This is a genomic window from Paraburkholderia sp. RHO2 (genome assembly GCF_050955445.1).
Taxonomy (GTDB): Bacteria; Actinomycetota; Actinomycetes; order Mycobacteriales; family Mycobacteriaceae; genus Prescottella; species Prescottella agglutinans_A.
This window is the reverse complement of sequence record NZ_CP162617.1, coordinates 1,099,057-1,123,294: the sequence shown is the minus strand read 5'-3', so window position 1 is coordinate 1,123,294 and position 24,238 is coordinate 1,099,057. Positions and strand designations below refer to the sequence as shown.

The window sequence follows — 24,238 nt, the reverse complement described above, 5'->3', positions numbered from 1 at the left end:
AACGTGTTCGGGTCCAGGTTCCGGTTCTCGTTCAGTCGTTCTCGACCAGTGAGGTGATGATGGCGACGGCGTCGCGCAGGGTCTCGAGGTCCTTGCCCTCGAGGTGCGACAGCTTCTCGGTCATCCACGCCTCACGGGCCTGGGTCTCGCTCTCCATGAGCGCGTGCCCGGCGTCGGACAGCGAGACGATGATCTGGCGTCCGTCGGTGGGATGCGGTGTGCGATCGACCAGTCCGAGATCCGCGAGCGACGCGATGACCCGGGTCATCGACGGCGGCTGGACCTTCTCCCGTGCGGCCAGCGCACCCGGCGTCATGGAACCTTCGGCGCTGAGTGTCGCCAGCGCCGACAGCTGTGTCAGCGACACCTGAGCCTCGCTTCGCCGTCCCCGCAGGTGGCGCGTCAGTCGCACCACCGCTAGGGACAGGTCGCTGGCCAGGGCGCGAGTATCCGATGTCACAGAATCAAACAATACGGGAACTCGCGCCCTGTCAATCACGTAACGGCGTCGGTGATCGGGCCGACCGTGAAGTACACGACGAACAGTGCCGCAACGATCCACAGAAGCGGATGCACCTTCTTGACGTTGCCACCCGCGGCCGCGAGAACCACGTAGGAGATGAAGCCGACGCCGATGCCGTTGGCGATCGAGTACGAGAACGGCATCGTGACGATCGTCAGGAACGCCGGCAACGCGATCGAGAACTTGCTGAAGTCGATCTCGCGCACCTGCCCGATCATCAACGCACCCACCACGACCAGAGCCGGGGCGGCCGCCTCGATCGGCACCACCGAGTACAGCGGCGTGAGGAACATCGCGGCCAGGAACAGCAGACCGGTGACCACGTTGGCGAGGCCGGTCCGGGCGCCCTCGGCGATACCGGACGCGGACTCGACGAAGACGGTGTTCGACGACGCGGACGCGCCGCCGCCGACGACCGCGCCGGCGCCCTCGACGATCAGCGCCTTGCCGATGCCGGGCAGGTTGCCGTCCTTGTCGGCGAGGTCGGCTTCCTTGCCGAGGCCGGTCATGGTGCCCATCGCGTCGAAGAAGTTGGCGAGCACCAGCGTGAAGACCAGCAGGCTGGCGGCCAGGACCCCGATGCGGGAGAACGCGCCGAACAGGCTGACGTCGCCGACCAGGCTCAGATCGGGCAGCTGCGCGACGACGTCCGGGGCGGCGGGGACGCTGAGGTTCCAGCCCTTGGGGTCGACGCCCTTCGAGGCGCCGATGTCGAAGACCGCCTCGAGGACCGCGGCAAGCACGGTGGTGACGACGATGCCGATCAGCAGACCGCCGCGCACCTTGCGCACCATGAGGATGCCCATGAGCAGGACACCGAAGACGAACACGACCGTCGGCCACGACGAGATCGACCCGTTGATGCCGAGGCCGACCGGGACGGAGGTGCCGGCGGCGTCGGGGATGCGGCGCACGAATCCGGCGTCGACGAATCCGATGAACGTGATGAACATGCCGATACCGACGACGATGGCGGCCTTGAGTTCCCGCGGGATCGCGTTGAAGACGGCGGTGCGGAACCCGGTCGCGGCCAGCGCGACGATGATCAGGCCGTCGATGACGACCAGGCCCATCGCCTCGGGCCAGGTCACCTGCGGCGCGATCGACACCGCGAGCAGGCTGTTGATGCCCAGACCCGCGGCGATGCCGAACGGGTAGTTGGCGATGATGCCGAACAGGATGCTCATCAGGCCCGCGACGAGCGCGGTGACGGCGGCGACCTGGCTGATCGGCAGGATGTTGCCGAGCACGTCGGTCTTGGCGGCCGCGTCGTCGGCCGAGAAGCTACCGAGGATCAGCGGGTTGAGGACGATGATGTAGGCCATCGCCACGAACGTGACGAGGCCACCGCGGACCTCCCGGCTGACGGTCGAGCCCCGCTCGGTGATCTTGAAGTAGTTGTCCAGCAGTCGCGAGGGCGCCGACTGCCTTGTGGGCTCCGGGGTCTTTTCGGTAACCGCCATGTCGTATTTCGGTCCAATCGCCGGGAAGTGGGGTTTCGCACCTGGCAGATTAGGGCACCGACGCGCGGGTAACTTAATCGTGTGACCGAAATCCATAGCACGCCGACGCTCGTGGAACGCCTGTCCGACCCGCGTCCGGTGGTCGCGGTGGGCACCGCGGCCTGGGTTGTGGCGACCGTCGTGGTCCTCCTGTCGGGGGATCGGTGGAGCGACGCGCTACCGATCTGTTACGCCGGAACCGCCCTGGGCCTCCTGGGATTCGGCTTGTTCCTCGTCCAGCGCAGCGCGGCCCGGCGCGGGAAGCGCGGCGCGCAGCGCGGACTCGGCTGAGGGAAGCGACCGGTCACCCCGGCCCGGTCCGTCCGGTGAGGGATTTCACACGCTGTTCATGCGTGTTGTGCGTGCATTTCGGCGGCTGATCGCCCAGATCCACAGTGCGGCCCACGCCACACCGAACGCCCATCCGGCGAGGACGTCGGTGAGCCAGTGCGCGGCCAGGTACACCCGCGAGATCCCGACCGCGAGGGTGTAGCACGCGAGCAGCACCAGCAGCCCCGCGCGGCGCAGCCCGGGGGCGACGATCCGCACCACCACCGCGCCCAGCACGCACGCCAGGATCGCGGACATCATGGCGTGCCCGGACGGGAACGCGTACGAGTCCAGGTTCACGAGCCGGTCCGGGAGTGGCGGCCGATCGCGGGCGAACAAATGTTTGAGCAGGCTCATCGCGGCCCACCCGGACAGCATCGCTCCGGCGACCATCACGGCCTCCGCGGTCCGGTGCCGGGTCAGCAGCGCGATCGTGACCACGGTGGAGATCACCAACGCCGCGACCGTGCCGCCGCTGTGGGTGATCACCGTGAACGTGTCGGTGAGCCACGGGGTTCGCAGATCGAGCATCCAGTCCAGCACCGACTGGTCGACGTTCACGCTCGTCATGCGCCTCCCCCGATCCAGCGCCGCCGGATGTGCGTGCAACCGGAGTCGTCCACCCACCACGGGACCGCGACATCGGCCTCGACGGCACCGGTCAGCCGGACCACGAGGTCGTCGTGCACGACGACGGGACCGGTCGGCAGCGGCAGCCCCAGCGTCGCGCACGCGAGCACCGCGTCGGGTTCCCGGTCCCACGCGCTGACGTCGCCGTCGCCCAGGATCTGCGCGCGGATCGCGGCGGACGCGAGCGGCAGGTCCAGCAGGTCGGCGAGCGCGGCGGCGGTGTCGAACGCGCCGAGCACGATCCGCTCGGGCGGGACGACGGTCCCGAGGTGCGGGCGGTCCAGGACCAGCGCGACGTCGGGGTCCGTGACGGTGCCGGCAAGGCTGCGGACGCGCGCGGGCAGGCCCAGTTCGTCGAGGTCGAGCACCCCGCGGGCGGCGGCCGCGGCCAGCTGCCGGTGCGTGCGGGTGACGACGTCCGGGGTGGCGGCGCGCTCGGGATCGGCGAGCCGGTCGAGCAGCACCCCGGCCAGCGCGGTGTCGTCGACGGATGTCGGCGCCAGCGCCGCGGCCAGCGCGGGCGCCGCCGGGTGGTCGAGGACGTCGAGCAGACCGGCGAAGGTGTCGTCGTCGGGCGCGCGCAGCAGGCCCAGGCGGCGGCCGTCGATCGCCGCGTGCCGGCGCAGCCACCACGCGGTGTAGCCGTCGCGGTCGGCCAGCGCGGCCGCGGTGTCCGGGTCGTCCGCCAGCAGCGTCAGAGCCTGCGGCCAGCGGGCGGGATCGACCAGGTCCAGGTCGCGGACGGCGACGAGCGTCTCCGGATCGTCGGCGAGGGTGTCCCACCAGGCGTCCTCGTCGTCGAGGTCGTGCTCCGGCCCGGTGGGCAGCTCGGCGCGCAGCACCGCGAAGCCCCAGCCGACGCCCAGCGCGCGCAGCGGCTCCTCCCCGACCCGTTCGACGAGGGCGGCGTCGACGGTGCCGAACGGCGAGTCCTCGGCCAGGATGTCGGCGAGCGGCGCCCCCGGCAGCAGCAGCTCGTCGGCCGCCACCAGCTCGCCGTCGGTGTCCGGCAGCGGCAGTTCACCGAGCCACGCGGGCCGCGCGTCGGGCACGGCCGACCCGACGAGCGCAAGCACGACGGACGCCAGTTCGGTTGCCGCGGTGGGGTCGTCGTAGTCGATGTCCTCGATCCGTGCCCGCAGCGCCGGATCGGACAGCAGGTCGCCGGGGGTCGCGTGCTCGGCGCCGAGCCGGTTCAACAGGGGGTGCACGGCGTCGGGGTGGACCAGCCGCACCCAGTCGAGGGCCGACGCGGCGTCACCGAGCACGTGCCCCAGGTCGGTGCCGGTGACGGTGGTCCGCGGCCCGGTGACGGTGCGCCCGTCGGCGAGCGGAACGGGAACGGCGGCAAGCTCTTCCGCGGCCAGCGCGTCGACGACGAGCGGTTCGAGCGCGGCGTAGAGGGCGCGCCACCACGACGGTTCCCGCTCGTGCCCGCCCAGCAGTTCGGCGATGCGCGCCAACCCGATCCGGTGCACGTCCACGGCCGCGAGCGCCGACGCGTACCGCGGCCCGGACAGCTGCGGGTCGACGAGGCCGGGCACGACGTCGGCGAGGGCGTCGGCCAGCTCCGCGGTGAGCCCGGAGACGACCGTGGCCCGGGTCGGGACCAGGTCGTCGGCGTCGGATTCGGCGGCGGGCACCCATGGCTGCGTGCGCAGTTCGTGCAGCAGCGCCTCGCGGAGCGCGGCGTCGACCTCGCTGCGGGCGAAGCCGGGCTGCGGGACGAGTTCGAGGCGCTGGTCGCGCGGCAGCGCGGCGACGAACCGCGCGTAGCCCCGGGCGACACCGGTCAGCGGTGCCCCGGGCAGGACGCGCCGCCGGTCCGGCTGCATCGGGACGTCCGCGATCACGACCGCCGGGATGGACAGTTCCTCGTCGGAGCGGGTGGGCGCCCGCAGCACGTCGCCGGTCACCGGTCGCACACGCCCGTCGAGCACGGGCACCAGCCAGCGCGCCGACTCGGTCGCGTACTGCCACCACGTGGTGTGGCCGACGGTGATCTCGACGAGTCCGTCACCGAGGTCGCGTTCGGTGCGGCGCAGCACCGTCCCGTCGATCTCGATGGACTCGAGGGCCGGCAGCTCGAGCAGCAGGTCGACGGCCTCGGCGGCGAAGCGGACGAGAAGGGCCATCGCGTCGGGGCCGCGCATGCAGGGACGCAGCCGCAGCACCACCTCGGTGTCGAAGCCGGCGGGCGGACGCTCCTCGCCGGCCCACACCAGGCGCAGCACCGGCGCGCCGACGGTCGGCACCTCCAGCCCGGCCGCGGCGAGTTCGGCGCGCGTCCGGTCGGCGGAGAACTGCAGCGATCCGCTGGTGGAGCGCAGCTCCACGTCGTCGCTGACCGCCAGGACGGAGGTGAAGCCGACGCCGAACTGCCCCACTCCCCCCGATGTTCCGGTCTTGCCGGACGCCCGCAGCGCGGTCAGGGCGTGCACGCCCTCCCGGTCGAGCGGCGCGCCGGTGTTCGCGACGCGCAGCACGTCGCCGTGCAGTTGCACCCGCAGCGTCCCCGGCACACCGGCCTTCGCGGCGGCGTCGGCCGCGTTCTGGGCCAGTTCGGTCAGGAGCCGGTCACGGTAGCCGGCACGGACCAGGTCCGCCTCGGCTGCGGCGTCCTCCCGCAGACGCGTGGGAGAGCTGCGCCACGCGAGAAGCGTCCCCTCGCGCAGCGCGGCGGTGTCGAAGGGATCCGTCAGCTGTCCGATGCCGGATCCAGCGGTGGCTCGGGATCGGTGGGCGTCTCCGGCTCCGGCTGTGCCTCCGGTGCGGGGGCGGCGGGCTGGTCGGTGATCTCGACGATCTCGACCGCGGCGTCGTCGTAGGCGTCGTAGCGGGGGGTGCCGGCGCCGGTCGGCAGCGTCGTGTCGGAGTGCGCGCCGCAGCCGTAGCTGGCGGTCACGACGTGCCCGTCGGCCGCCATCTCGTTGCCGCACACGCCGAACGCGGCGTGCAGCGAACCGGCCAGCGGCAGGTAGAAGCCGCACAGCTCGCACGTGGACGGCGCGGCCTTCGCCATCTCGGAGTCGGGCCCGTAGTCGCCCTCGTACCACCGCTCGGCGCACTCGATCCGGCCCTCACGGCTCATCACCTGCTTGCGGCCCAGGCCCACCTCGAAGGCGACCTCGTCGATCTCGGGGTCGCCGGTCGCGACATAGCCCGGCACCAGCCGGGGGTCGTTCGGCGCGGGGGCGAGCAGATCGCCGGGCGACAGATCACCGGGCCGAACGCGCTGGTCCCACGGCAACCACTCGGGCGCGACGAGCGCGTCCGGGCCGGGCAGCAGCGCGAGCTCACTGATCGTCACGTGCTCGGAATCGGGGGCGGCGGCCACGACGACGGCCCACTGCCAGCCGTGATAGCCGGGCAGGTCGGCCTCGAACCGGTGCGTGGCGGAACACTGGTCCTCCGCGGTGACACCCAGGTGCCTACCCACGCCGCCTTCATGGAGCTCGACGAGCGCCTCGCGGGCGCGTTCGACGGCTCGAGCCAGGACCGGGCGCACGACGGCGCTCTCTGGAGACGACGCAACACTCACGCTGTCCATCTTGCCGCACTCGGTCCCGTGTGTGCGCGTGTGGGCTGTCATGCTGGTCCCGTGAATCGGCGTCACACCCCGCAACCCACCGCAATCGGAGTGTCCGTTCTCGCCGTCGCGCTGCTCGCCGGGTGTTCCTCCGACGCCTCCACCGCCCCACCCGAGGGCGCCGTGATCGCCGAGCAGCTGAGGCCGGAGATCGTCCGGGAGTTGCCGCACGACCCCGACGCGTTCACCCAAGGCCTCGAGATCTCCGACGGCACGCTCTTCGAGAGCACCGGCCGGGCCGGCCGGTCGTGGGTGCGGTCCACGTCGCTCGACTCCGGCACCGAGATCGCCCGCGCCGACCTGGCGCGGCCGATGTTCGGGGAGGGCATCACCGTCGCCGGCGACACCGTCTGGCAGATCACCTGGAAGGACGGGGTCGCGATCGCCCGCGACCGCGCCACCCTCGCCCCGCAGCGGCAGGTCGAGTACGACGGCGAGGGCTGGGGGCTGTGCACGCAGGCCGACCGGCTGGTGATGAGCAACGGCTCGGACACCCTGACCTTCCGGGACCCGGCGACGTTCGACGCGACCGGCACGGTGGCCGTCACGCTGGACGGCCGGCCGCTCGACCGGCTCAACGAACTCGAATGCGGCAGCGACGGTTTCGTGTACGCCAACGTGTGGACCACCGACCTGATCGTGAAGGTCGACCCCGAGACGGGGGCCGTGGTGGGGCGGATCGACGCCGACAACCTGAAGGACGCGCTGCCCGCGGGCGAGCGCAGCGACATCGACGTCCTCAACGGGATCGCGCAGATTCCCGGCACCGACCGGTTCCTCGTCACCGGCAAGCTGTGGCCGCGGATGTTCGAGGTCCGCTTCGTGGGCTGAGGGCCCCCGCAGCGATCCGACACGTCCGGGCGAGCAGGAACGGACCGCCCGTGTCGTGCTTCGTTGGGCGACTAGGACAGAATTGAGGGGTGACCGGACCCCGCGAACCCCACGACGCCTCCCAGCGTGGGCAGCAGCCGCGTGATCCCGCGCCCCGGCGACATCCCGGGTACGACAACTACCCGCCGTCCCAGCGCACGGCCGCGCGCCGGGCGCCGCTGCCGCCGCTGCACCCGGTGGACCGGTCGACGCCCACCGAGCGGATCCCGCCGCCGACGCGCCCGATCCCGGAACCGGAGCCCACTGCGCCCGGCACCGACGCCGCGGCCCCGAAGCCGCCGCCGATGCCCCGCAAGCTGACCGTCACACGGGTCGCGGCGATGCGCAGCCGCGAACTGACGAACAAGGGCATCGCCACGTTCCGCCGTGCCGCGACCGCCGACGGCGCCGACAAGTCCGGCCTGACGGCGCTGACGTACGCGGTGATGGCGAACTTCGCGACCGACGCCGCGATCGCCGTCGCACTGGCCAACACGCTGTTCTTCTCGGCCGCCACGGGCGAGGACAAGACCAAGGTCGCGCTGTACCTGCTGATCACGATCGCGCCGTTCGCGGTGATCGCGCCCCTGATCGGGCCGGCCCTGGACCGCCTGCAACGGGGCCGGCGGATCGCGCTGGCGTCGTCGTTCGCGCTGCGGACGGTGCTGGCGATCGTGCTGGTCTTCAACTTCGACAGCTGGGCGCTGTATCCGTGTGCGCTCGGGATGATGGTGCTCAGCAAGTCGTTCTCGGTGCTCAAGAGCGCGGTGACTCCCCGCGTGCTGCCGCCCGAGATAGACCTGGTGCGGGTCAATTCCCGGCTCACGGTGTTCGGCCTGATCGGCGGCACCATCGGCGCCGGCGCGCTGGCCGGCGCGCTGGCGTTGGTGACCGGGTCGACGGGCGCGCTGTGGCTGGCCGCGCTCATCACCGCGCTGGGCGCCTACCTGAGCATGCGGATCCCGGCGTGGGTCGAGGTCACTGAGGGCGAGGTCCCGGCGACGCTGACCTTCCACGGCGACGACTCCCCCACCGAACTGATCGACGTGAGCGGGAAGGGACGCGCCGCGGCGGGCGACGGCAAGGGGACCAAGCGCCGCCAACCGCTCGGACGTGTGGTGGTCACGGGCCTGTGGGGCAACGGCACCATCCGCGTGCTGACGGGCTTCCTCACGCTGTACATCGCGTTCGTCGCGAAGGCCAACACCAACCACGAGGCACTGATGCAGGCCGCGATGCTCGGCCTGGTCGGCGCGGCCGCGGGCATCGGCAACTTCGCGGGCAACGCCACCGGCGCGCGCCTGGAACTGGGCCGCCCGGCGGTGGTGGTGGTGCGCTGCACCATCGCGGTGACGGTCGTGGCAATCCTCGTGGCGATCACCGGCAACCTCCTCGCGGCGGCGCTCGCGGCGCTCGTCGCGTCCGGGGCGAGCGCGCTGGCGAAGGTGTCGCTCGACGCCTCGCTGCAGCAGGACCTGCCCGAGGAGTCCATCGCGTCCGGCTTCGGCCGCTCCGAGACCGTCCTCCAGCTCAGCTGGGTCGTCGGCGGTGCGCTGGGTGTGCTGCTGCCCACCGAACTGTGGATCGGTTTCACCGTCGTGTCCGTGGTGCTTACGATCGGTCTGGTTCAGACGATCCTGACGTCCCGCGGGGCGACCCTGCTCCCGGGCCTGGGTGGCAGGCGCCCGGAGCACGTCAACCCCGAGACCACCGTCGGCCACAGCCCTCGTGCCGACTGATCCACCGAGCGAGAAACGGAAACGATGATGGAAGCCCGGACGAAGAAGATTCTTGCGCTGATCGCGGCGGCGGTGGTGGTGGTCGCGGCCGGTCTCGCCGGGGTCGTGGCCTACCTCGTCGGTCAGGCTCCGGAGAAGCTGCCGACCATCACCGCGTACTCGAAGCAGAACACCGCCGAGGTCCATCCCGGTGTCTGCGACCCGTCGCTGCAGTGCGCGGGACTCGAGATCGTCGAACTGCACGTGCCCGAGGGCTACCCGCTGCAGCTGTCGCTGCCGACGGAGGTTGCCGACTCGGACTGGCGGCTGAACGTCCAGATCGGCAACCCGAAGACCGGCGAAATCTTCGAGGGCTACCGCGACTACAAGCCCGGTGAGGCGTACGCGGTGACGGTCCCCGGCAACCCGGGTGAGCAGCTGATCAGCGCGATCATCCAGCTTCCCGCGAAGGGCGGCCTCGCCCCCATCTGGGCGATCCAGACGATGCCGCTGCCCGGCGGCGGCGTGGTCGCCCCGGCGTCGTAGCCGACGCCCCGACGAACGACGGGAGCCCTCCGATGATCACCGGAGGGCTCCCTTTCTCGTTCGTGCCGCGACTCAGCTGTCGAGCTCGCGCGCGACGGCGCGCACCACCTCGGAGATCCGCTGGGCGGTCTTGCGGTCCGGGTACTTGCCCTTGCGCAGGTCCGGCTGGATCTTGGCCTCGAGCAGCGTGATCATGTCCTCGACCATGCCGTGCAGCTCGTCCGGCGTGTGCTTGCGGGTGGCGGCAGCATCGCGGCGGGCGCCGCCGCCCTGCCGCACCGACGGCGCCGGGTCGAGCACCTTCACGCTCAGCGCCTGCGGTCCGCGGCGACCGGCGGCCATGCCGAACTCGACGCGCTGGCCGGCCTTGAGGCCCTCGACGCCGTCGGGCAGCGCGGCCGCGCGCACGTACACGTCCTCCCCCTCCTCCTGGGACAGGAAGCCGAACCCCTTCTCGACGTCGTACCACTTCACCTTGCCGGTAGGCACCGCGTTCACCTGCTCATCTGCCTGCCGCGCTCTCCATTGAGCGCGCGCGTGGATAATGCAAAACAACGCGCCCCACGTGGAGTGCGGGACGCGTGAATGCCCGAGTGTACCCGCCGGAACCGATGCCCGGCACCCACGTTTCCCGGTCGTCAGCTGGCGCTGTACCCGTTACCGTCTCCTGCCCGCAGCACCGACAGTGCCTCCGCGTGTGCACGCAAGAGCCAGGCTCGGTCGAGTCCGGCGACCTCGGCCCGGGCCCAGCGGCGCGCCGTCTCCCGGAGTCGGAAGTACGGCTCGCCGGGTAGCTCCTCGCGGAGTCCCCGGAGCAGCACCTTCCTCGCCAGGTCTGGGTTCTTGGCGCGGTCCTCGACGTCCAGCCGGGCCCGCAGCGCCGCAGATCGTTCCGCCGCACCCCGGCCGTCGAGGATCAGCGCCGACAGTGCGAGTCCCGACTCGACGAAGGACCACACGTCGTAGTCGCCGACGAACTCGACCTCGTCGACATCTGCGATCGCAGCCATGGCGGCAGCAGCGTCCCCGGCGACATAGCTGTCCCAGGCGTCGTCGACCCGCTCGTCCCACCGAGGAGGCCCCCACACGAGCGGTCGGCTCACCGGTACCGCAGGGACGGCGGGAGGGTTCTCCGCGGGAACCTCTCGGGCACCGTGCCCCGGCCAGACCAATTCCTGGGCGCCGTCGCCGTTGCGCACACTGCCGTCCTCGAAGATGAGGCGCACCTCGGCCCCGTCCTCGTCGAACCAGTCGACCGAATAGACGACGCCGTCCGGCGTGCCGGGATCGTCGATCCGGCAGCCTTCCGGGAAGTCTCGAAGAAGCACCATGGCGCCAACCGTACGGGCGCGTCCGTGCTTCTCCCCGAAATTGATGTCACCGCGTGCCCGGGGTTACTCCGCCGAGGCCGTCACGGTACGGTCGGTGCGCAATCTCGACCACCGAAGTGGGTGGGGCCCCGCGGATTCGGCTGCCGCTGATCGAGTGCCTCCAGCGGCGCTTGGTGACTCGCGGAGGCGTTCAGGGGACGCCGACGTTGCACGTATTCGATATCGAATCGGCACGCCTCCCGGACTGAACCGATCACGTAGCAACTCCCTTTTGGACGATTGACCAGTTTTGCCTTCAATCAGGTCACGAAAGTGCTACAAACTACTCGGCGCAGCACGGGGGCTGCGACAACGTTTCCACCCAGCTTTGCCGCGCCGCACAGCGCTGACCAGATGCTCGCGTGAAACAAGGTTTTGACTGGTCGAGGTGTCTCGTGCCGACGCACCACCCTTGCAACGACCCCGAAGCGGGGCCAGAAGAAACGAGAACACCCGCATGAACAAGAAGACCAAGGGCGCAATCGCCGCCGGTGCCGCGGCTCTGCTCCTCGCCGGTGGTGCCGGCACATTCGCAGCGTGGAACGACAGCGAGGCCCTCACTGGTGGCACGATCACCGCAGGCACGCTCCAGTTCGTCGACGGCAGCACCAGCGGCACCTGGTACAAGGGACCCGCGACCGCTGGGAACGAGATCAATCTGGCGACCTTCAAGGTTGTTCCCGGCGACACCCTTACATACAAGGCGACCACCCAGTTCATCGCCGAAGGCAACAATCTCAATGCGAAGCTGACGCTCGATCCGGGTACCGCGGGTACGTTCACCGGTCTGACCTGGGGCACGCCCACCGTGACTGCGCCGGGCGTCGACTCCACGACCGGCGTCATCTCATCGCAGGCGGGCCCACGCTCCGCGACCGTCGAGACAACGGTCACGTTCGACAGCGCCACCAGCGGCACCACCTCCCAGGGCGCAACCGCGGAGCTCAACGGCGTCCAGCTGAAGCTTCAGCAGCAGTAGAGCCTTGTCCAAGAACCACCGTTGGTGGGCACTCGCAGCGGTGCCGGTCGTCGGGCTGATCTTCTTTTCGGCCCAGCAGACCGGCGCGCTGTGGAGTGACACTGAGAATCTCTCCGGCGGAACCATCACCGCCGGCACCTTGGACATCGGCGTCGGTGCCGGTGGCACCACTAGTTCTGCGTACACCCTGAGCAGCTTCGGCAAGACCGGACTGCTCGAGGGCGGCTTCTCGCAGACCCCGTTGACTGTCAAGAACTCTGGCAATGTGCCGATGCAGTATCGCCTGTCGAGCGTCACGCAATCCAACACCACGCTTCCGCTGACGCTGGACGTGTGGCGGGTCGCGAACGAAGCGGCATGCGCCGCAACTGGAACGCCGGCGGGAACGTCGCTGTATTCCGGCAACATGAACGGTGCGAGCATCGCGGCATGGCAGACGGTGCAACCGAACGCCGCCGAGGTGCTCTGCCTACGCGGCACGGTTGGCACGGGAGCTGGGGCAGGCGTCAGTTCCACGGCACAGTTCAAGTTCGACGCGAGCCAAGTCTGACGTGAGCGAAACAGCCGAACCCGACGATCAGCCGACCACCCTCTGGTGGTGGGTCAAGTCGGTCGTGTCTTGGCTGCTGCTCATCTCGATGGTCGGAATCTTGGCCGTCACCATCGTGATTCCGCGGATCACAGGATCCACGCCCTTCACCGTGTTGACGGGCTCGATGGAACCGACCTATCCGCCGGGCACGCTCGTCGTCGTCAAGCCGACGGACGCCGGATCTCTCGCCGTCGGCGACGCGATCACCTACCAGTGGGAATCCGGCAAGACCGACGTAGTGACCCACCGCATCGTTTCGGTGCAGTACTCGGCAAAGGGTGAGTTGCGGTTCACCACGCAGGGCGACGCGAATCCGGTCCCCGACGAGAGACCCGTTGTGCCCGAACAGGTGCGCGGCAAGGTTTGGTACTCGGTGCCGTACGTCGGGTATGTCAACAACTTCATCACCGGTAAGCAACGCTCGGCGCTCCTCGTGGTCGTTGTCGGCGGCCTGCTGATCTACGCGGTGGCGATGTTCGTCAGTTCGAGCCGCGACAATCGACGCGCACCGACGGCAGCCGCAGCGGCCAGTGACGACGATGCTGTCACCGCCGTCATCCCCGTGGTCGATGCCGACGCACCGACCACAACGAAGTAAGAAGGGCCTCTTCATGTCTCGCGACGAGATCTCGAACTCGACCCCCACCGTCGGCGCGCGTATGCGCAAGACGCTGGGTGGCGGCCGGGTGCGAGCCGCCCTCTCACTCGGCATCGTGCTCGGCCTCGGGTCAGTTGGAACTCTCGCCGCGTGGAGCGATACCGCCAGCGCCACCTCAGGCGTATTCAAGACCGCAGCAATCGATCTGAAGTTGGGACCAGCCCCGGGCACCGACAGCTACACCTTCAGTGCGTTCAGCGGGTCGGGCCTGCTTCCCGGAAGCACGGTCCAGGCCCCCCTCGAGGTTCGGAACGCCGGCGACTTGGCGTTCAACTACTCGATGACGGCGAGGGCTACAGGAAGCTCCAACGTCGCAGGGCAGATAGCGCTCACAGTGTTTCCGAACTCGAACTGCTCCGGAAACGCTCTCGGCAACCCCGTCACAATGTCCACCACCGACCAAACGTTGATTGCCAACAAGGGCCAGGTCGCAGCGACTAGTGGCGTCGATACCATCTGCATCCGGGCGACGGCGGGGAACAGTCTGACCAAGGCAATGCAGAACCAGTCGATCAACGTGGTCTTCTCTCTGACGGCCACATCGGTGTGAGGTCGACCATGTCCGAGAACACCATGGCCAAGCCCAACACGTCGTCGACCACAGCTCACAAAGCTCGTGAAGTCGCCCTCACCATCGGCGCCATCGCTGGACTGATCTGCATCGTCGCAACCGTCGCGGCGCTTCTGTTCGACGTCAAGCCGCTGATCTTCCGGTCGGGGTCGATGTCACCCGAGATCACGACCGGGTCGCTTGCGCTCGCACGCACGGTTCCCGCCGGCGATCTCGCGGTCGGGGACGTAGTGAGCGTCGAGAACTCCCAGGGCACCCGGATCACCCACCGCGTGTATGCGATTCAGCCGCAGGACGGCGATGCGGTTGTGGCCACACTGAAGGGTGATGCCAACGCCGACCCGGACGTCGAACCGTATTCGATCGCCGAGGCGGACCGCGTCTTTTGGAGTACAGGCGGTCTCGGGTACGTCGCCGCATGGCTCTCGAGTTCGACGGCCATCTTCCTGGGCGGCGTTTTCGTCGGTGCGCTTCTCATGATCGTCGCCAGGCCATCCGGCCGCCGCGACACCGCCTCTGACCACCCCTCCGACCTGAACGACGAATCGCCCCATGGGGGAAGGACTCAGACGCCGTGACCAATCAGCTTCGACGCGACGCAAAGCCAACCACCCGCCGGTTCACGCTGAAGTCGGTCCGCCCCGCACTCACTCTCAGTGCGGTCGTGCTGTCCGCCATCGGGCTCTCCCAGGTCAGCGGAACCAGCGCAGCCTGGCAGGACACCAACAACACCGCCACCAGCGGCGGAATGACCGTGGCATCAAACGTCCTGCCGGCAATAGCAAGCCCCACAGGTGCGACGACGACGTGGCGCTGGGCGCTATCGGATATCAAGCAGTGCCATTTGACTTGGACACACACAAATTCCGCGTTCAAGTACCACGTCATCGTCAGGGGTACATCCAACAATTGGTTCGTCGACCCTACCGCCGACAACATTGCAGCGGGACAGCAAGTTTCGACCGACGTCTGGAGAGACAATACCCCCAACGCTCTCGGAAGTGGCCAGACGTACGACGTCGAGATTCACACCGTGAACCGGATCACCAACGAGGAGGGGTCAGACTGGCGCGGATACTCCGTGACGAGGCAAGGCGCGAGTTCTTGGCACGTCACCTGCGGATCCCCAGTTTCCAATGTCGGTGGTGTCAGTGGCGCAAGCCTGCCGGTCAACCCCGATTCGATGAACGCCAGAGCGGCAGCGACTGCTGAGCCCACTACAACCCCTGCGCCTACGACCACGAACACCTCGGCACCGTCGACCACCAGCACGTCGACACCGGGCGCTACCACCACGACGACTTCACCGTCGAAGCCCAGCCCGAGCACCAGCACCAGCACCAGCACCAGCACCAGCACCAGCACCAGCACCAGCACCAGCACCAGCACCAGCACCAGCACCAGCACCAGCACCAGCACCACAGAATCGCCCACAACGCCGAGCATCACAACTCCGCCCTCCACCACCACGACGACGGCACCGACGACTACGACCACCGAGGCCGAGACACCGCTCGGTGTCACTCAGGCGTCGTCCAGCGGCTACACCGCGACTCTGCAGTCGTCCGCGACGGCGGAGACGGCAATCCTCATCGAGGACACGAACGGCGAAGAGCTGAAGCGGATTCCGGCGTCGGCTTCGGCTCGGTACGAGTGGGATTCATCCACAGACACGCTGTGGATTGTGGATAGTGGCCAGCTGTACAAGGCAACCGAGGGCAGCTGGACGAAGACGGTGGTCGACCCGTCGTCCAGCGACGTTCCGGCCGAGATCGCGGCATTGGTCGAATAACGCCACGTTGCACCTGCGTTCGTACGGGTGCAGCCCAATCACCGTCGAGTGCGAGGAATCTCGCGCGAGGGGAATGGAAGACAGTCCGATGAAGACACAGACCAAGGGCTTCAAGGTCGCGCTCGTCGCGGCGGCGCTCGGCACGACGCTGACGCTGACCGCCTGCGACTTCGGCAGCCTCGGCAGCGGAAGCGCCGGCGGTGGTACCACTACTCCGACCGCGCCCACCACGACTGCCCCTCCGACGACCATCGGTGGCGGCGGAAACGGTTCGGGATCACTTGCGCTCACCGAGGTGACGGCGCCGACGTGGAGCGACGAGAACGGGTCGATCGACATCTCGACGTTCCGCATCGTCCCGGGTGACGTCCTTACCTACAAGGGGAGCTACCGGATCACCCTGACCGGAACGGATCTGACGGCCAGGCTCACCGCCGACAACATCACCTTCACCGGGGGCGGCCAGCTCAAGGGCCAACTGCAGCCTCAGGTGACGGCCACCATCGGCGGTACCGTCGTCCCCAGCGGCCCCACGGGCATCGTCGTCACGCCCGCGCAGAACAACGCGGTCGTCGATGTGGCCGCCAAGTTCACCTTCGATCCGCAGACGTCGGGGGTCGTCGGGCAGTCGGACTCGGCAAACTTCGCCGATTTCAGAGTCCGCCTGGAACAGACGCTCAACTAACCCCCCACAAGCGCAGGGCCACCGGCGGTCCCCCCTCCCGACCGGTGGCCCTGATTCCCACTCCCCCTACGCCCCCGACCCGCACCGGAAATCGGGTGAGCGACATCGCACGGGGAACGGGCCCGAGCGTGCCCGGGTCATGCACGCCATGCGGCGCCGGTTGCCCTCCACGAGGCCGAGAGGACAACCGGCGCCGCGTCGTTCCTGCCTTACGCAAAAGGCCGAACGGGCGGTTATCGGAACATCGGCCGAGTGCCGAGTCCGATAACCGCCCGTTCGTGGATCGGGGCAGAGGGATCAGGACGCCAGGCTGCCCGTTCCGAGGGAACCGAATGCGCAGGAGAGCGAGCCGAGCGAACCTGTGCCGACGCAGCCGGGCTGCGGCACCGCTCCCGGGGTGAAGCCGACAGCCCACCTCGGGTCCACGTGTCCGGACTGCGCCTGGTTGCCGGCGTCGGCGGGCATGCCGACGACGAGGTCGATCGTCGCGACACCGCCGGCCGCGAGGTGCACCGAGCCGACCAAGGTGTCCGGCGCCACCGCACGAGCCTCCGTGAGCGTCACCGGGTTTCCGGCCTTGCCGTCGATGTCCACACGAGCGGTGGCGACCATCCCCGACGTGAGTGTGTAGTCGCCCACCGCGAAGCCGACGAAGCCCTCCACGCCGGACGCGTTGCGCACCTGGAACCTGGTCTTCAGCTCCTGCCCGGGAACGAGTTCACCCTCGTTCCAGACGATCTTCTCGGGGCCACCCCACGTGGCGCCGCCGTCGGACGAGTACTCGACGGCCGGCGCGGGCTCGTCGGCGCGCGCCATGGCGGGGCCGGCGATCACGGCGACGGCCGCGAGGAAGAGGGCGAGGAACACGGCGCCCAGGATCTTGGTCGGCGTCGAGAGCCCCCTGGCCACGGGGGTGAGATCGGTCATTTCGCGGAGCCTAGAGGAGCAAATCCGATCAAGCGTCCAATTTGGAGATATTGGGCTGACCTCCGGATCCACGCTGCCGTACACCACTCCGCCGCGGTGGCCTACCGTTGTCTTGTGACGAACGAATCCAACCGCAACGGCGCCGGCGCTTCCACCCAGCCCGGCAAGGGACTGTTCTATGCGGCAGTCGTCAGCTTCCTGATCGGAATCGCGGCGATCGTCGCCATCTTCTTCGTCCACTCGCTGTCCGAGGGTGATCCCGGCCTGGTCCTTTATCTCCTCACCCTGGCGTGCCCGCTCGGATTCGTCCTCGCCATCGCATACGCTCTCCGCTCCGGACGTCGGAGCCGCTGAAAGGGGCCATCATGCGGATTCTGCTGAACATCATCTGGCTGATCTTCGGCGGCCTGTGGCTCGCGCTGGGGTACTTCGTGGCCGGCGTGGTGATGTGCATCCTGATCATCACGATCCCGTTCGGCATCGCGTCCTTCCGCATCGGCCTCTACGCGCTGTGGCCGTTCGGCAAGACCGTCGTCGACAAGCCCACCGCGGGCGTCATGTCGCTGATCGGCAACGTCATCTGGCTGATCCTGGCGGGCGTGTGGTTGGCGATCGGCCACATCGTCTCGGCGTTCCTGATGGCGATCACCATCATCGGGATCCCGCTGGCGATCGCCAACCTGAAGATGATCCCGGTCTCGCTGCTGCCGCTCGGCAAGGACATCGTGAGTGTCGACAGCCGCAATCAGGCGCAGCAGACCGCTTTCTGACCGTTCCGAAAAGTGGGACGAACGCCCCACCTGAGTGTGATCTCCCTCACATAACGCGCCGATAACGGGGCGGTGTCGAACCGTGATCGAAAGGCCGACAGGGCGACTAGCTGGGGCTACGCCGTTCCCGTCGAATTCGACTCTCGAACAACACAAGACGCGCCGCGTTATCAACTGGTGACGTTCGGCGCCCGATCGTCGTACCGTCATTCCCGGCCGGCACCTCGGCCACATCCGGACCCACCGCGCCAAACCCCGTCCAGTGGCTCCGGACGCACCCACGAACCATCCATGGACGGGGACGGGGGACCCAAGGTCCTCCGGGGAAGCAAGTCCCTTCAGGGACACCCCGCAGGCATCGGGAGAGCGATCTCCCTTGGGGTGAAGCCAGACCCGCTCCAGCCATGAGCGGCGAGGCCGGGCGACCTCTCAGCCCGAACCCGACAGCTGACCTCGCAGGCGCGTGCGGAGAGGAACCGACCGACATGACCGGACGCCATCGCAAGCCCACCACCACCGGCCGCACCGTCGCCAAGGTCGCCGTCACCGGCGCCATCATGGGCGTGGGCGGCGTCGCCTTCGCCGGCACCGCAAGCGCGGCCCCCGACTCCGACTGGGACCGTCTGGCGCAGTGCGAGGCCGGCGGCAACTGGGCCATCAACACCGGCAACGGCTACCAGGGTGGCCTGCAGTTCTCACCGACCACGTGGACCGCGCACGGCGGCGGCGAGTTCGCCTCGACCGCGAACCAGGCCACCCGTGAGCAGCAGATCGTCGTCGCCGAGCGCGTGCTCGCCTCGCAGGGCTGGGGGGCCTGGCCGTCCTGCTCGTCGCAGCTGGGCCTGTCGAGCGGTGCCACGCAGCGCACCGCCCCGGCCACCCCGGCTCCGGCGGCGCCCGTCACCCCGGCACAGGAAGCCGCCCCGGCCGCTCCCGAGCTGCACCCGAGCGTCCAGGCCGTCGTCGGCGGTCTCGATGCGCTCATCGCCCAGGCGAAGGCCAGCGGCGTCGTCATCGACCAGGGTGTCCTCGACGCCTACCACGCCGCCAAGTCCTACGACTTCACCAAGCTGAACCTGCAGGACATCGCGGCTCCCGTGCTCCCGGGCACCGGAAGCCTCGCGCAGAGCTGATCCGCGCACCCGAACAAGGAAGAGGGCCCCTCGCCGATGGCGAGGGGCCCTCTTCGTCGTATGCGCGTCAGCGGTTGATCACGGTGTGCGGGTGCACGTAGGGCAGGGAGTCCACCGGCAGCGGGAACTCGGTCTCCTCGCCGAACGGCGAGAGGTTCCCGGCACGGCTGGACGACAACTCGGTTACCGCGTGATCTCCATCCGCAGTTTCCGGCCACCCTGGATCGACATAGCGCTTCTTCGAATTGTTAGCCACGCGCCCATTTTGACAGGAGCTCACGCCGGGGTACACCCCAGGTCACTAATCTCATAGACGATGACCTCCACGCATGGCACCGAGGGCGCCCCCGAAACCGCGAACCCTGTGGTAGCACCGACGCTGACCGGCTGGCTCGCCGACCGCAAGGACGCCGAACTGACCGCCCTGTTGCGGCTGCGCCCCGACCTGGCGGTGCCGCCGCCCGCGACGTGCGCGGTGCTGGCCGGACGCGCCGAACAGCGCGCGTCGGTGATGCGCGCTGCCGACACCCTGAACACCCTGGAGTTCGGACTGCTCGAGGTGCTGGCGCTGGAGCAGGCCGACCAGATGCCGGTGTCGCGCCGACATCTCGACGACGCCTTCGCCGACCGCGTACCGGCGAAGACGATCGACAAGGCCCTGACCCGTCTGCGGGGCCTGGCGCTCGTGTGGGGCGACGACGAGCACCTCCGCATGGTCCGCGCCGCGTCCGACGCGATCCCGTGGCGCATCGGACGCATCCACGCCGAGTCCGACGCGCTGAGCGAGGACGAGGTCCGGTCCGCGCTCGACGGGATCGAACCGAACGAGCGGGACCTGCTGACGACGCTGGCCCGGTCCTCCCCGATCGGCCGCACCCGCGACGCCGCGCCCGGCACGTCACCGGACCGTCCGGTCCAGCGCCTGCTCGCGCGCGGGCTGCTGCGCTGGATCGACGCCGAGACGGTGGAGCTGCCGGCCCAGGTGGGCCAGGTGCTGCGCGGGGAGGCCGTGTTCGATCCGGCGTCCCCCACGCCGCCACCGCTGTCCGGGCGCAAGCAGAAGCTCGCCGACGTGAACGCGGCCGCGGCCGGCGAGACGCTGGAACTGGTCCGCCACTGCGAGGACCTCGTGGCCGCGCTGGGCGACGCCCCGGCACCCGCCCTCAAGGCCGGCGGTCTCGGCGTCCGGGAACTGCGGCGGCTGGCGAAGGCCGTCGGGGTGGACGAGGCGCGGGTTGGTCTGCTGCTCGAGCTGCTCGCCGGTGCGGGGCTGATCGCGAGCGGCACCCCCGACCCGGCACCGCTGACCGACATCGACGACTACTGGTCCCCGACGGTGGCGGTCGACGGCTGGCTCAACGCCGGCACCTCCCGCCGCTGGGCCACCCTCGCGGGCGCGTGGCTGACGCTGCCGCGCCGGCCGTGGATCATCGGCAGCCGCGACGCCGCAGACAAGCCGATCTCCGCGCTCTCGGAGGAGGTGCGCGCCCCCGGTGCCGCGCAGGAGCGCCGGCTGCTGCTCGAGCTGCTCGCCGAGGCCGGCGGTCGGGAGATGTCGGCGCCGGAGGCCGGCCGGCTGCTGGCGTGGCGGCGGCCCCGCTGGGCGGGCCGGCTCGCCCCGCACGTCGTCGAACGGACGCTCGACGAGGCGCGCGCGCTCGGGCTCGTGGCACACGGCGTCCTCAGCTCCCCGGGCAAGGCGTTGCTGCACGGCGGCGACCCCGAGGCGGAGATGGACGCGGCGCTACCGGAGGCCATCGACTACGTGCTCGTGCAGGCCGATCTCACCGTCGTCGCACCCGGTCCCCTGATCCCGGAACTGCTCGAGCAGATCACGCTCGTCGCCGACATCGAGTCGGCGGGTGCGGCGTCGATGTACCGGATCAGCGAGGCCAGCATCCGGCGTGCACTCGACGCCGGGCTCACCGCAGCCGAGTTGCAGACACTGTTCGCCACCCGGTCCAAGACCCCGGTCCCGCAGTCGCTCACCTACCTCATCGACGACGTCGCGCGCCGCCACGGCCGGCTCCGCGCCGGGGTCGCGGCGTCGTTCATCCGCTGTGAGGACCCGGCCCTGCTGGCGGAGGTGCTCTCCTCCCCCGTCGCCGACCAGCTCGCGCTGCGCGCGCTGGCCCCGACGGTCGTGATCTCGCAGGCCCCGCTCAAGGAGGTCCTCGCCGAGCTGCGCGCCGTCGGGTTCGCCCCGGCCGGTGAGGACTCGAGCGGCACGATCGTCGACCTGCGCCCGCGCGGGGCGCGCGTCCCCGCCGCCCGGGTGCCGCGCCCGCGGGTGCCGGCGGTCCCCACCGACGAACAACTCGGGACGCTGGTGCGGTCGCTGCGCGCCGGGGACCGGGCGGCCGCGTCGAGCGGTGTCGGGCTGCGCAGCGACGGCACCCGCGCCTCCACCGCGGCGACCATGACGCTGCTGCAGACCGCGGCCCAGGTGCGTCGCGCCGTCACGATCGGCTACGTCGACGCCCAGGGCATCGCGTCGCACCGCATCGTCGAACCGGTGAGCGTCGGCGGCGGGCAACTCGACGCCCTGGACCCGGCGACCGGCGAGGTCAAGCGATTCACGCTGCACCGGATCACGTCGGTCGCACTGGTCGACTGACCGCCGACGAAGGCGCGAGCAGAAACGCCCCCAACTGCACGACTGGCTTTTTTCTGCAAATGGGCTATGGTCTCGAACGAGTGATTGCCACTTCGAATTCAGGAGCGACAATGGCCGACCGAAAACCCGGCAAGAGTCTGAAAAAGTCCGCACAGTCCATCAAGGAAAAGCGTGCGGAAAAGAGGGAACGCGCCGCGGACGCGGGCGAGTTGATCAAGAAGCGCAAGCGCCACTGAGCGGACGCACCGTGACCCGCGAGCCGGTCGAACCCGCGACCCCGGACATCCTGGACCACCTGCACCGCAAGATCGACCGCCTGCTGACCGGCGGCACCCTGCCGGAACCCCGGTCCGACGGCTACCGGTCCGGAATCGCGTCCGCGAAAATCTTCGTCCTCGACGAACGCGCACAGCATTCCGGAATTCCGATCGACGCCGACGCCCCGAAAAACCCCGCGCAGAAAACGACAAGGACCCGACTGTGAAGCGGACCCTGCTCGCCCTGGACAGAATTCAGGCGCGACTGGAAAACGAACTCGACACCACCGCCGGACTCTCCGAGAGGGAGGTCGGTTATCGCGCCGGAATTTCCGAGGCGCTCATGCAGGTGATGGAAACCAAGAAATCCCTCACCCCTCGCTGACCCGATCGTGAAGGGTTTCCGTGGTTGCCGGCGGAAACCCTTCACGATCGCTCCACCCCGCCGACGGACGCCACATGGCGGGACGTCGCCGTCGTCTGGACAATGGTCTGGTTACCGTTGCTAGGAGGCGCACGTGACCGACGGCCCGCTGATCGTCCAGTCCGACAAGACCCTGCTGCTCGAGGTGGAGCACGAGCGCGCGAACGACGCGCGGCAGGCGATCGCGCCGTTCGCCGAGCTCGAGCGCGCCCCCGAGCATGTCCACACGTACCGGATCACCCCGCTCGCGTTGTGGAACGCCCGCGCCGCCGGGCACGATGCCGAGCAGGTCGTCGACGCGCTCGTCTCGTTCTCGCGGTTCGCGGTCCCGCAGCCGCTGCTGGTCGACATCGTCGACACCATGGCCCGCTACGGTCGCCTGCAGCTGGTCAAGAGCCCGGTCCACGGCCTCACGCTGGTCAGCCTCGACCGCGCCGTGCTCACCGAGGTGATGCGGCACAAGAAGATCGCCCCCATGCTCGGCGCGAGGATCGACGACGACACCGTCGTCGTGCACCCGAGCGAGCGCGGCCACCTCAAGCAGATGCTGCTGAAGGTCGGCTGGCCGGCCGAGGACCTCGCCGGCTACGTCGACGGCGAGGCGCACCCGATCGACCTCGCGTTCGACGAGGGCCACTGGCAGCTGCGCGACTACCAGGAGATGGCCGCCGAATCGTTCTGGGCCGGCGGCTCGGGTGTCGTGGTGCTGCCGTGTGGCGCGGGCAAGACGATGGTCGGCGCGGCGGCCATGGCGAAGGCGAAGGCGACGACGCTGATCCTCGTCACCAACACCGTCGCCGGACGCCAGTGGAAGCGCGAGCTGATCGCGCGCACCTCGCTCACCGAGGAGGAGATCGGCGAGTACTCGGGCGAGAAGAAGGAGATCCGCCCGGTCACGATCGCGACCTACCAGGTGATCACCCGCAAGTCGAAGGGCGAGTACAAGCATCTCGAGCTGTTCGACTCCCGCGACTGGGGCCTGGTGATCTACGACGAGGTGCACCTGCTGCCCGCACCGGTGTTCCGCATGACGGCGGACCTGCAGTCCCGCCGCCGCCTCGGGCTCACCGCGACGCTGGTCCGCGAGGACGGCCGCGAGGGCGACGTGTTCTCGCTGATCGGCCCCAAGCGCTACGACGCGCCGTGGAAGGACATCGAGGCGCAGGGCTGGATCGCGCCGGCCGAGTGCATCGAGGTGCGGGTGACGATGACGGATGCGGAACGGATGTCGTACGCGACGGCCGAGCCCGACGAGCGCTACAAGCTGTGCTCCACGGCGCACACCAAGATCGCCGTCGTGAAGTCGATCCTGGACCGGCACCCGGACGCGCCCACCCTCATCATCGGCGCGTACCTCGACCAGCTCGACGAACTCGGCGCTGCCCTCGACGCGCCCGTCATCCAGGGTTCCACGCGAAACAAGGAGCGCGAGGCGCTGTTCGACAAGTTCCGCGCCGGTGAGATCCAGACCCTGGTGGTGAGCAAGGTCGCGAACTTCTCGATCGACCTGCCGGAGGCGTCGGTGGCGGTGCAAGTGTCGGGCACCTTCGGGTCCCGGCAGGAGGAGGCGCAGCGGCTGGGCCGACTCCTGCGCCCCAAGCACGACGGCGGTCAGGCACACTTCTACTCGGTGGTCGCTCGGGACACGCTCGACGCCGAGTACGCCGCCCACCGCCAACGCTTCCTCGCCGAGCAGGGCTACGCGTACCGCATCACGGACGCGGACGACCTGCTCGGCCCGACCATCGGATAGGA

Annotated in this window: 29 protein-coding genes and 1 riboswitch; of the genes, 18 read left to right on the top strand and 11 right to left on the bottom strand. The window is 69.4% G+C overall.

All coding sequences use genetic code 11. The features are described 5' to 3' along the window. Window positions 1–31 precede the first annotated feature (31 nt). Both ABTV10_RS05140 and ABTV10_RS05135 read right to left on the bottom strand, forming a co-directional pair. Window positions 32–460: an Rv0880 family HTH-type transcriptional regulator gene (locus tag ABTV10_RS05140; protein ID WP_433610381.1), complete on the bottom strand. Its 429-nt coding sequence runs from the start codon at window positions 458–460 to the stop codon at window positions 32–34. Between the two features lie 35 nt (window positions 461–495). Further along, a complete protein-coding gene (locus ABTV10_RS05135) occupies window positions 496–1,986 on the bottom strand; it encodes an NCS2 family permease (protein ID WP_499032990.1) in 1,491 nt (496 codons plus the stop codon). A gap of 81 nt (window positions 1,987–2,067) precedes the next feature. Here ABTV10_RS05135 and ABTV10_RS05130 point away from each other — a divergent pair, with 81 nt between their 5' ends. Further along, window positions 2,068–2,316, top strand: a complete 249-nt coding sequence (locus tag ABTV10_RS05130; protein ID WP_499032989.1) for a DUF2530 domain-containing protein — start codon at window positions 2,068–2,070, stop codon at window positions 2,314–2,316. Between the two features lie 45 nt (window positions 2,317–2,361). Here the strand turns inward: ABTV10_RS05130 and ABTV10_RS05125 are convergent, their stop codons facing one another. The 3 genes from ABTV10_RS05125 to ABTV10_RS05115 all read right to left on the bottom strand — a co-directional run bounded on the left by ABTV10_RS05125 (window position 2,362) and on the right by ABTV10_RS05115 (window position 6,526). Continuing rightward, on the bottom strand, window positions 2,362–2,925 hold the full coding sequence (locus ABTV10_RS05125) for a phosphatase PAP2 family protein (protein ID WP_499032988.1): 564 nt from the start codon (window positions 2,923–2,925) through the stop codon (window positions 2,362–2,364). After that, window positions 2,922–5,555 carry a sacsin N-terminal ATP-binding-like domain-containing protein gene (locus ABTV10_RS05120; RefSeq protein WP_499035133.1) on the bottom strand — a complete coding sequence of 878 codons (2,634 nt, stop codon included), beginning with the start codon at window positions 5,553–5,555 and terminating at the stop codon, window positions 2,922–2,924. The genes ABTV10_RS05125 and ABTV10_RS05120 overlap by 4 nt, the downstream gene beginning before the upstream one ends. A 128-nt stretch (window positions 5,556–5,683) precedes the next feature. Further along, window positions 5,684–6,526, bottom strand: coding sequence for a DUF3027 domain-containing protein (locus tag ABTV10_RS05115; RefSeq protein WP_499032987.1), 843 nt, complete (start codon window positions 6,524–6,526; stop codon window positions 5,684–5,686). Between the two features lie 60 nt (window positions 6,527–6,586). Between ABTV10_RS05115 and ABTV10_RS05110 the strand changes: the two genes are divergently transcribed. The 3 genes from ABTV10_RS05110 (at window position 6,587) to ABTV10_RS05100 (ending at window position 9,708) form a co-directional block, all read left to right on the top strand. Continuing rightward, on the top strand, window positions 6,587–7,405 hold the full coding sequence (locus ABTV10_RS05110) for a glutaminyl-peptide cyclotransferase (RefSeq protein ID WP_499032986.1): 819 nt from the start codon (window positions 6,587–6,589) through the stop codon (window positions 7,403–7,405). A gap of 89 nt (window positions 7,406–7,494) precedes the next feature. Beyond that, entirely contained in the window at window positions 7,495–9,183 is a 1,689-nt protein-coding gene (locus tag ABTV10_RS05105; RefSeq protein ID WP_499032985.1) for an MFS transporter, read from the top strand. A gap of 24 nt (window positions 9,184–9,207) precedes the next feature. Further along, window positions 9,208–9,708 (top strand): DUF2771 family protein, encoded by a 501-nt coding sequence (locus tag ABTV10_RS05100; protein WP_499032984.1) that lies wholly within the window; start codon window positions 9,208–9,210, stop codon window positions 9,706–9,708. A gap of 72 nt (window positions 9,709–9,780) precedes the next feature. Here the strand turns inward: ABTV10_RS05100 and ABTV10_RS05095 are convergent, their stop codons facing one another. Together ABTV10_RS05095 and ABTV10_RS05090 are read right to left on the bottom strand one after the other, a co-directional pair. Further along, window positions 9,781–10,197, bottom strand: coding sequence for a cold-shock protein (locus tag ABTV10_RS05095; RefSeq protein ID WP_433610369.1), 417 nt, complete (start codon window positions 10,195–10,197; stop codon window positions 9,781–9,783). Window positions 10,198–10,346: 149 nt separating this feature from the next. Continuing rightward, window positions 10,347–11,039: a DUF6707 family protein gene (locus tag ABTV10_RS05090; protein WP_499032981.1), complete on the bottom strand. Its 693-nt coding sequence runs from the start codon at window positions 11,037–11,039 to the stop codon at window positions 10,347–10,349. 496 nt (window positions 11,040–11,535) lie between these two features. Between ABTV10_RS05090 and ABTV10_RS05085 the strand changes: the two genes are divergently transcribed. Genes ABTV10_RS05085 through ABTV10_RS05065 form a run of 5 tightly spaced genes read left to right on the top strand, consistent with a single transcriptional unit; the run spans window position 11,536 to window position 14,456 of the window. Continuing rightward, window positions 11,536–12,057 (top strand): alternate-type signal peptide domain-containing protein, encoded by a 522-nt coding sequence (locus ABTV10_RS05085; RefSeq protein ID WP_499032979.1) that lies wholly within the window; start codon window positions 11,536–11,538, stop codon window positions 12,055–12,057. Between the two features lie 4 nt (window positions 12,058–12,061). After that, the gene (locus tag ABTV10_RS05080) at window positions 12,062–12,607 is read left to right on the top strand and encodes a hypothetical protein (RefSeq protein WP_499032978.1); all 546 of its coding nucleotides are present in this window, start codon (window positions 12,062–12,064) and stop codon (window positions 12,605–12,607) included. A 1-nt stretch (window position 12,608) separates the two neighbouring features. Continuing rightward, window positions 12,609–13,247, top strand: a complete 639-nt coding sequence (locus ABTV10_RS05075; protein WP_499032976.1) for a signal peptidase I — start codon at window positions 12,609–12,611, stop codon at window positions 13,245–13,247. 13 nt (window positions 13,248–13,260) lie between these two features. Next, a complete protein-coding gene (locus tag ABTV10_RS05070) occupies window positions 13,261–13,857 on the top strand; it encodes a SipW-dependent-type signal peptide-containing protein (protein WP_499032975.1) in 597 nt (198 codons plus the stop codon). A gap of 8 nt (window positions 13,858–13,865) precedes the next feature. Beyond that, window positions 13,866–14,456, top strand: a complete 591-nt coding sequence (locus tag ABTV10_RS05065) for a signal peptidase I (RefSeq protein ID WP_499032974.1) — start codon at window positions 13,866–13,868, stop codon at window positions 14,454–14,456. 4 nt (window positions 14,457–14,460) lie between these two features. On the opposite strand, the gene ABTV10_RS05060 is transcribed toward ABTV10_RS05065, so the two are convergent. Both ABTV10_RS05060 and ABTV10_RS05055 read right to left on the bottom strand, forming a co-directional pair. Beyond that, the gene (locus ABTV10_RS05060) at window positions 14,461–14,766 is read right to left on the bottom strand and encodes a hypothetical protein (RefSeq protein WP_499032973.1); all 306 of its coding nucleotides are present in this window, start codon (window positions 14,764–14,766) and stop codon (window positions 14,461–14,463) included. A gap of 138 nt (window positions 14,767–14,904) precedes the next feature. After that, window positions 14,905–15,402 carry a hypothetical protein gene (locus ABTV10_RS05055; protein ID WP_499032972.1) on the bottom strand — a complete coding sequence of 166 codons (498 nt, stop codon included), beginning with the start codon at window positions 15,400–15,402 and terminating at the stop codon, window positions 14,905–14,907. 356 nt (window positions 15,403–15,758) lie between these two features. On the opposite strand from ABTV10_RS05055, the gene ABTV10_RS05050 reads away from it, so the two are divergent. Further along, on the top strand, window positions 15,759–16,355 hold the full coding sequence (locus ABTV10_RS05050; RefSeq protein WP_499032971.1) for an alternate-type signal peptide domain-containing protein: 597 nt from the start codon (window positions 15,759–15,761) through the stop codon (window positions 16,353–16,355). 297 nt (window positions 16,356–16,652) lie between these two features. On the opposite strand, the gene ABTV10_RS05045 is transcribed toward ABTV10_RS05050, so the two are convergent. Then, window positions 16,653–17,282 carry a hypothetical protein gene (locus ABTV10_RS05045; RefSeq protein ID WP_499032969.1) on the bottom strand — a complete coding sequence of 210 codons (630 nt, stop codon included), beginning with the start codon at window positions 17,280–17,282 and terminating at the stop codon, window positions 16,653–16,655. A 114-nt stretch (window positions 17,283–17,396) separates the two neighbouring features. On the opposite strand from ABTV10_RS05045, the gene ABTV10_RS05040 reads away from it, so the two are divergent. The 3 genes from ABTV10_RS05040 to ABTV10_RS05030 all read left to right on the top strand — a co-directional run bounded on the left by ABTV10_RS05040 (window position 17,397) and on the right by ABTV10_RS05030 (window position 19,185). Continuing rightward, on the top strand, window positions 17,397–17,636 hold the full coding sequence (locus ABTV10_RS05040; protein WP_499032967.1) for a hypothetical protein: 240 nt from the start codon (window positions 17,397–17,399) through the stop codon (window positions 17,634–17,636). Between the two features lie 11 nt (window positions 17,637–17,647). Then, window positions 17,648–18,052, top strand: a complete 405-nt coding sequence (locus ABTV10_RS05035) for a YccF domain-containing protein (protein ID WP_433610348.1) — start codon at window positions 17,648–17,650, stop codon at window positions 18,050–18,052. A gap of 281 nt (window positions 18,053–18,333) precedes the next feature. Continuing rightward, window positions 18,334–18,511: riboswitch (cyclic di-AMP (ydaO/yuaA leader) on the top strand. Window positions 18,512–18,537: 26 nt separating this feature from the next. Further along, the gene (locus tag ABTV10_RS05030) at window positions 18,538–19,185 is read left to right on the top strand and encodes a transglycosylase family protein (RefSeq protein ID WP_499032966.1); all 648 of its coding nucleotides are present in this window, start codon (window positions 18,538–18,540) and stop codon (window positions 19,183–19,185) included. Window positions 19,186–19,252: 67 nt separating this feature from the next. Here the strand turns inward: ABTV10_RS05030 and ABTV10_RS05025 are convergent, their stop codons facing one another. Further along, complete coding sequence (locus ABTV10_RS05025; protein WP_031937314.1) at window positions 19,253–19,441, bottom strand: hypothetical protein; 189 nt, start codon at window positions 19,439–19,441, stop codon at window positions 19,253–19,255. 60 nt (window positions 19,442–19,501) lie between these two features. Between ABTV10_RS05025 and ABTV10_RS05020 the strand changes: the two genes are divergently transcribed. The 5 genes from ABTV10_RS05020 (at window position 19,502) to ABTV10_RS05000 (ending at window position 24,236) form a co-directional block, all read left to right on the top strand. Next, window positions 19,502–21,802 carry a helicase-associated domain-containing protein gene (locus ABTV10_RS05020; RefSeq protein WP_499032965.1) on the top strand — a complete coding sequence of 767 codons (2,301 nt, stop codon included), beginning with the start codon at window positions 19,502–19,504 and terminating at the stop codon, window positions 21,800–21,802. 110 nt (window positions 21,803–21,912) lie between these two features. Continuing rightward, window positions 21,913–22,038 (top strand): hypothetical protein, encoded by a 126-nt coding sequence (locus tag ABTV10_RS05015; protein ID WP_261340521.1) that lies wholly within the window; start codon window positions 21,913–21,915, stop codon window positions 22,036–22,038. 11 nt (window positions 22,039–22,049) lie between these two features. Further along, the gene (locus ABTV10_RS05010) at window positions 22,050–22,286 is read left to right on the top strand and encodes a hypothetical protein (RefSeq protein WP_499032964.1); all 237 of its coding nucleotides are present in this window, start codon (window positions 22,050–22,052) and stop codon (window positions 22,284–22,286) included. Further along, the gene (locus ABTV10_RS05005) at window positions 22,283–22,444 is read left to right on the top strand and encodes a hypothetical protein (protein WP_164877632.1); all 162 of its coding nucleotides are present in this window, start codon (window positions 22,283–22,285) and stop codon (window positions 22,442–22,444) included. Before ABTV10_RS05010 ends, ABTV10_RS05005 begins: the two co-directional genes overlap by 4 nt. A 133-nt stretch (window positions 22,445–22,577) precedes the next feature. Next, window positions 22,578–24,236: a DNA repair helicase XPB gene (locus tag ABTV10_RS05000; RefSeq protein ID WP_499032963.1), complete on the top strand. Its 1,659-nt coding sequence runs from the start codon at window positions 22,578–22,580 to the stop codon at window positions 24,234–24,236. The last annotated feature ends 2 nt before the right edge of the window (window positions 24,237–24,238 follow it).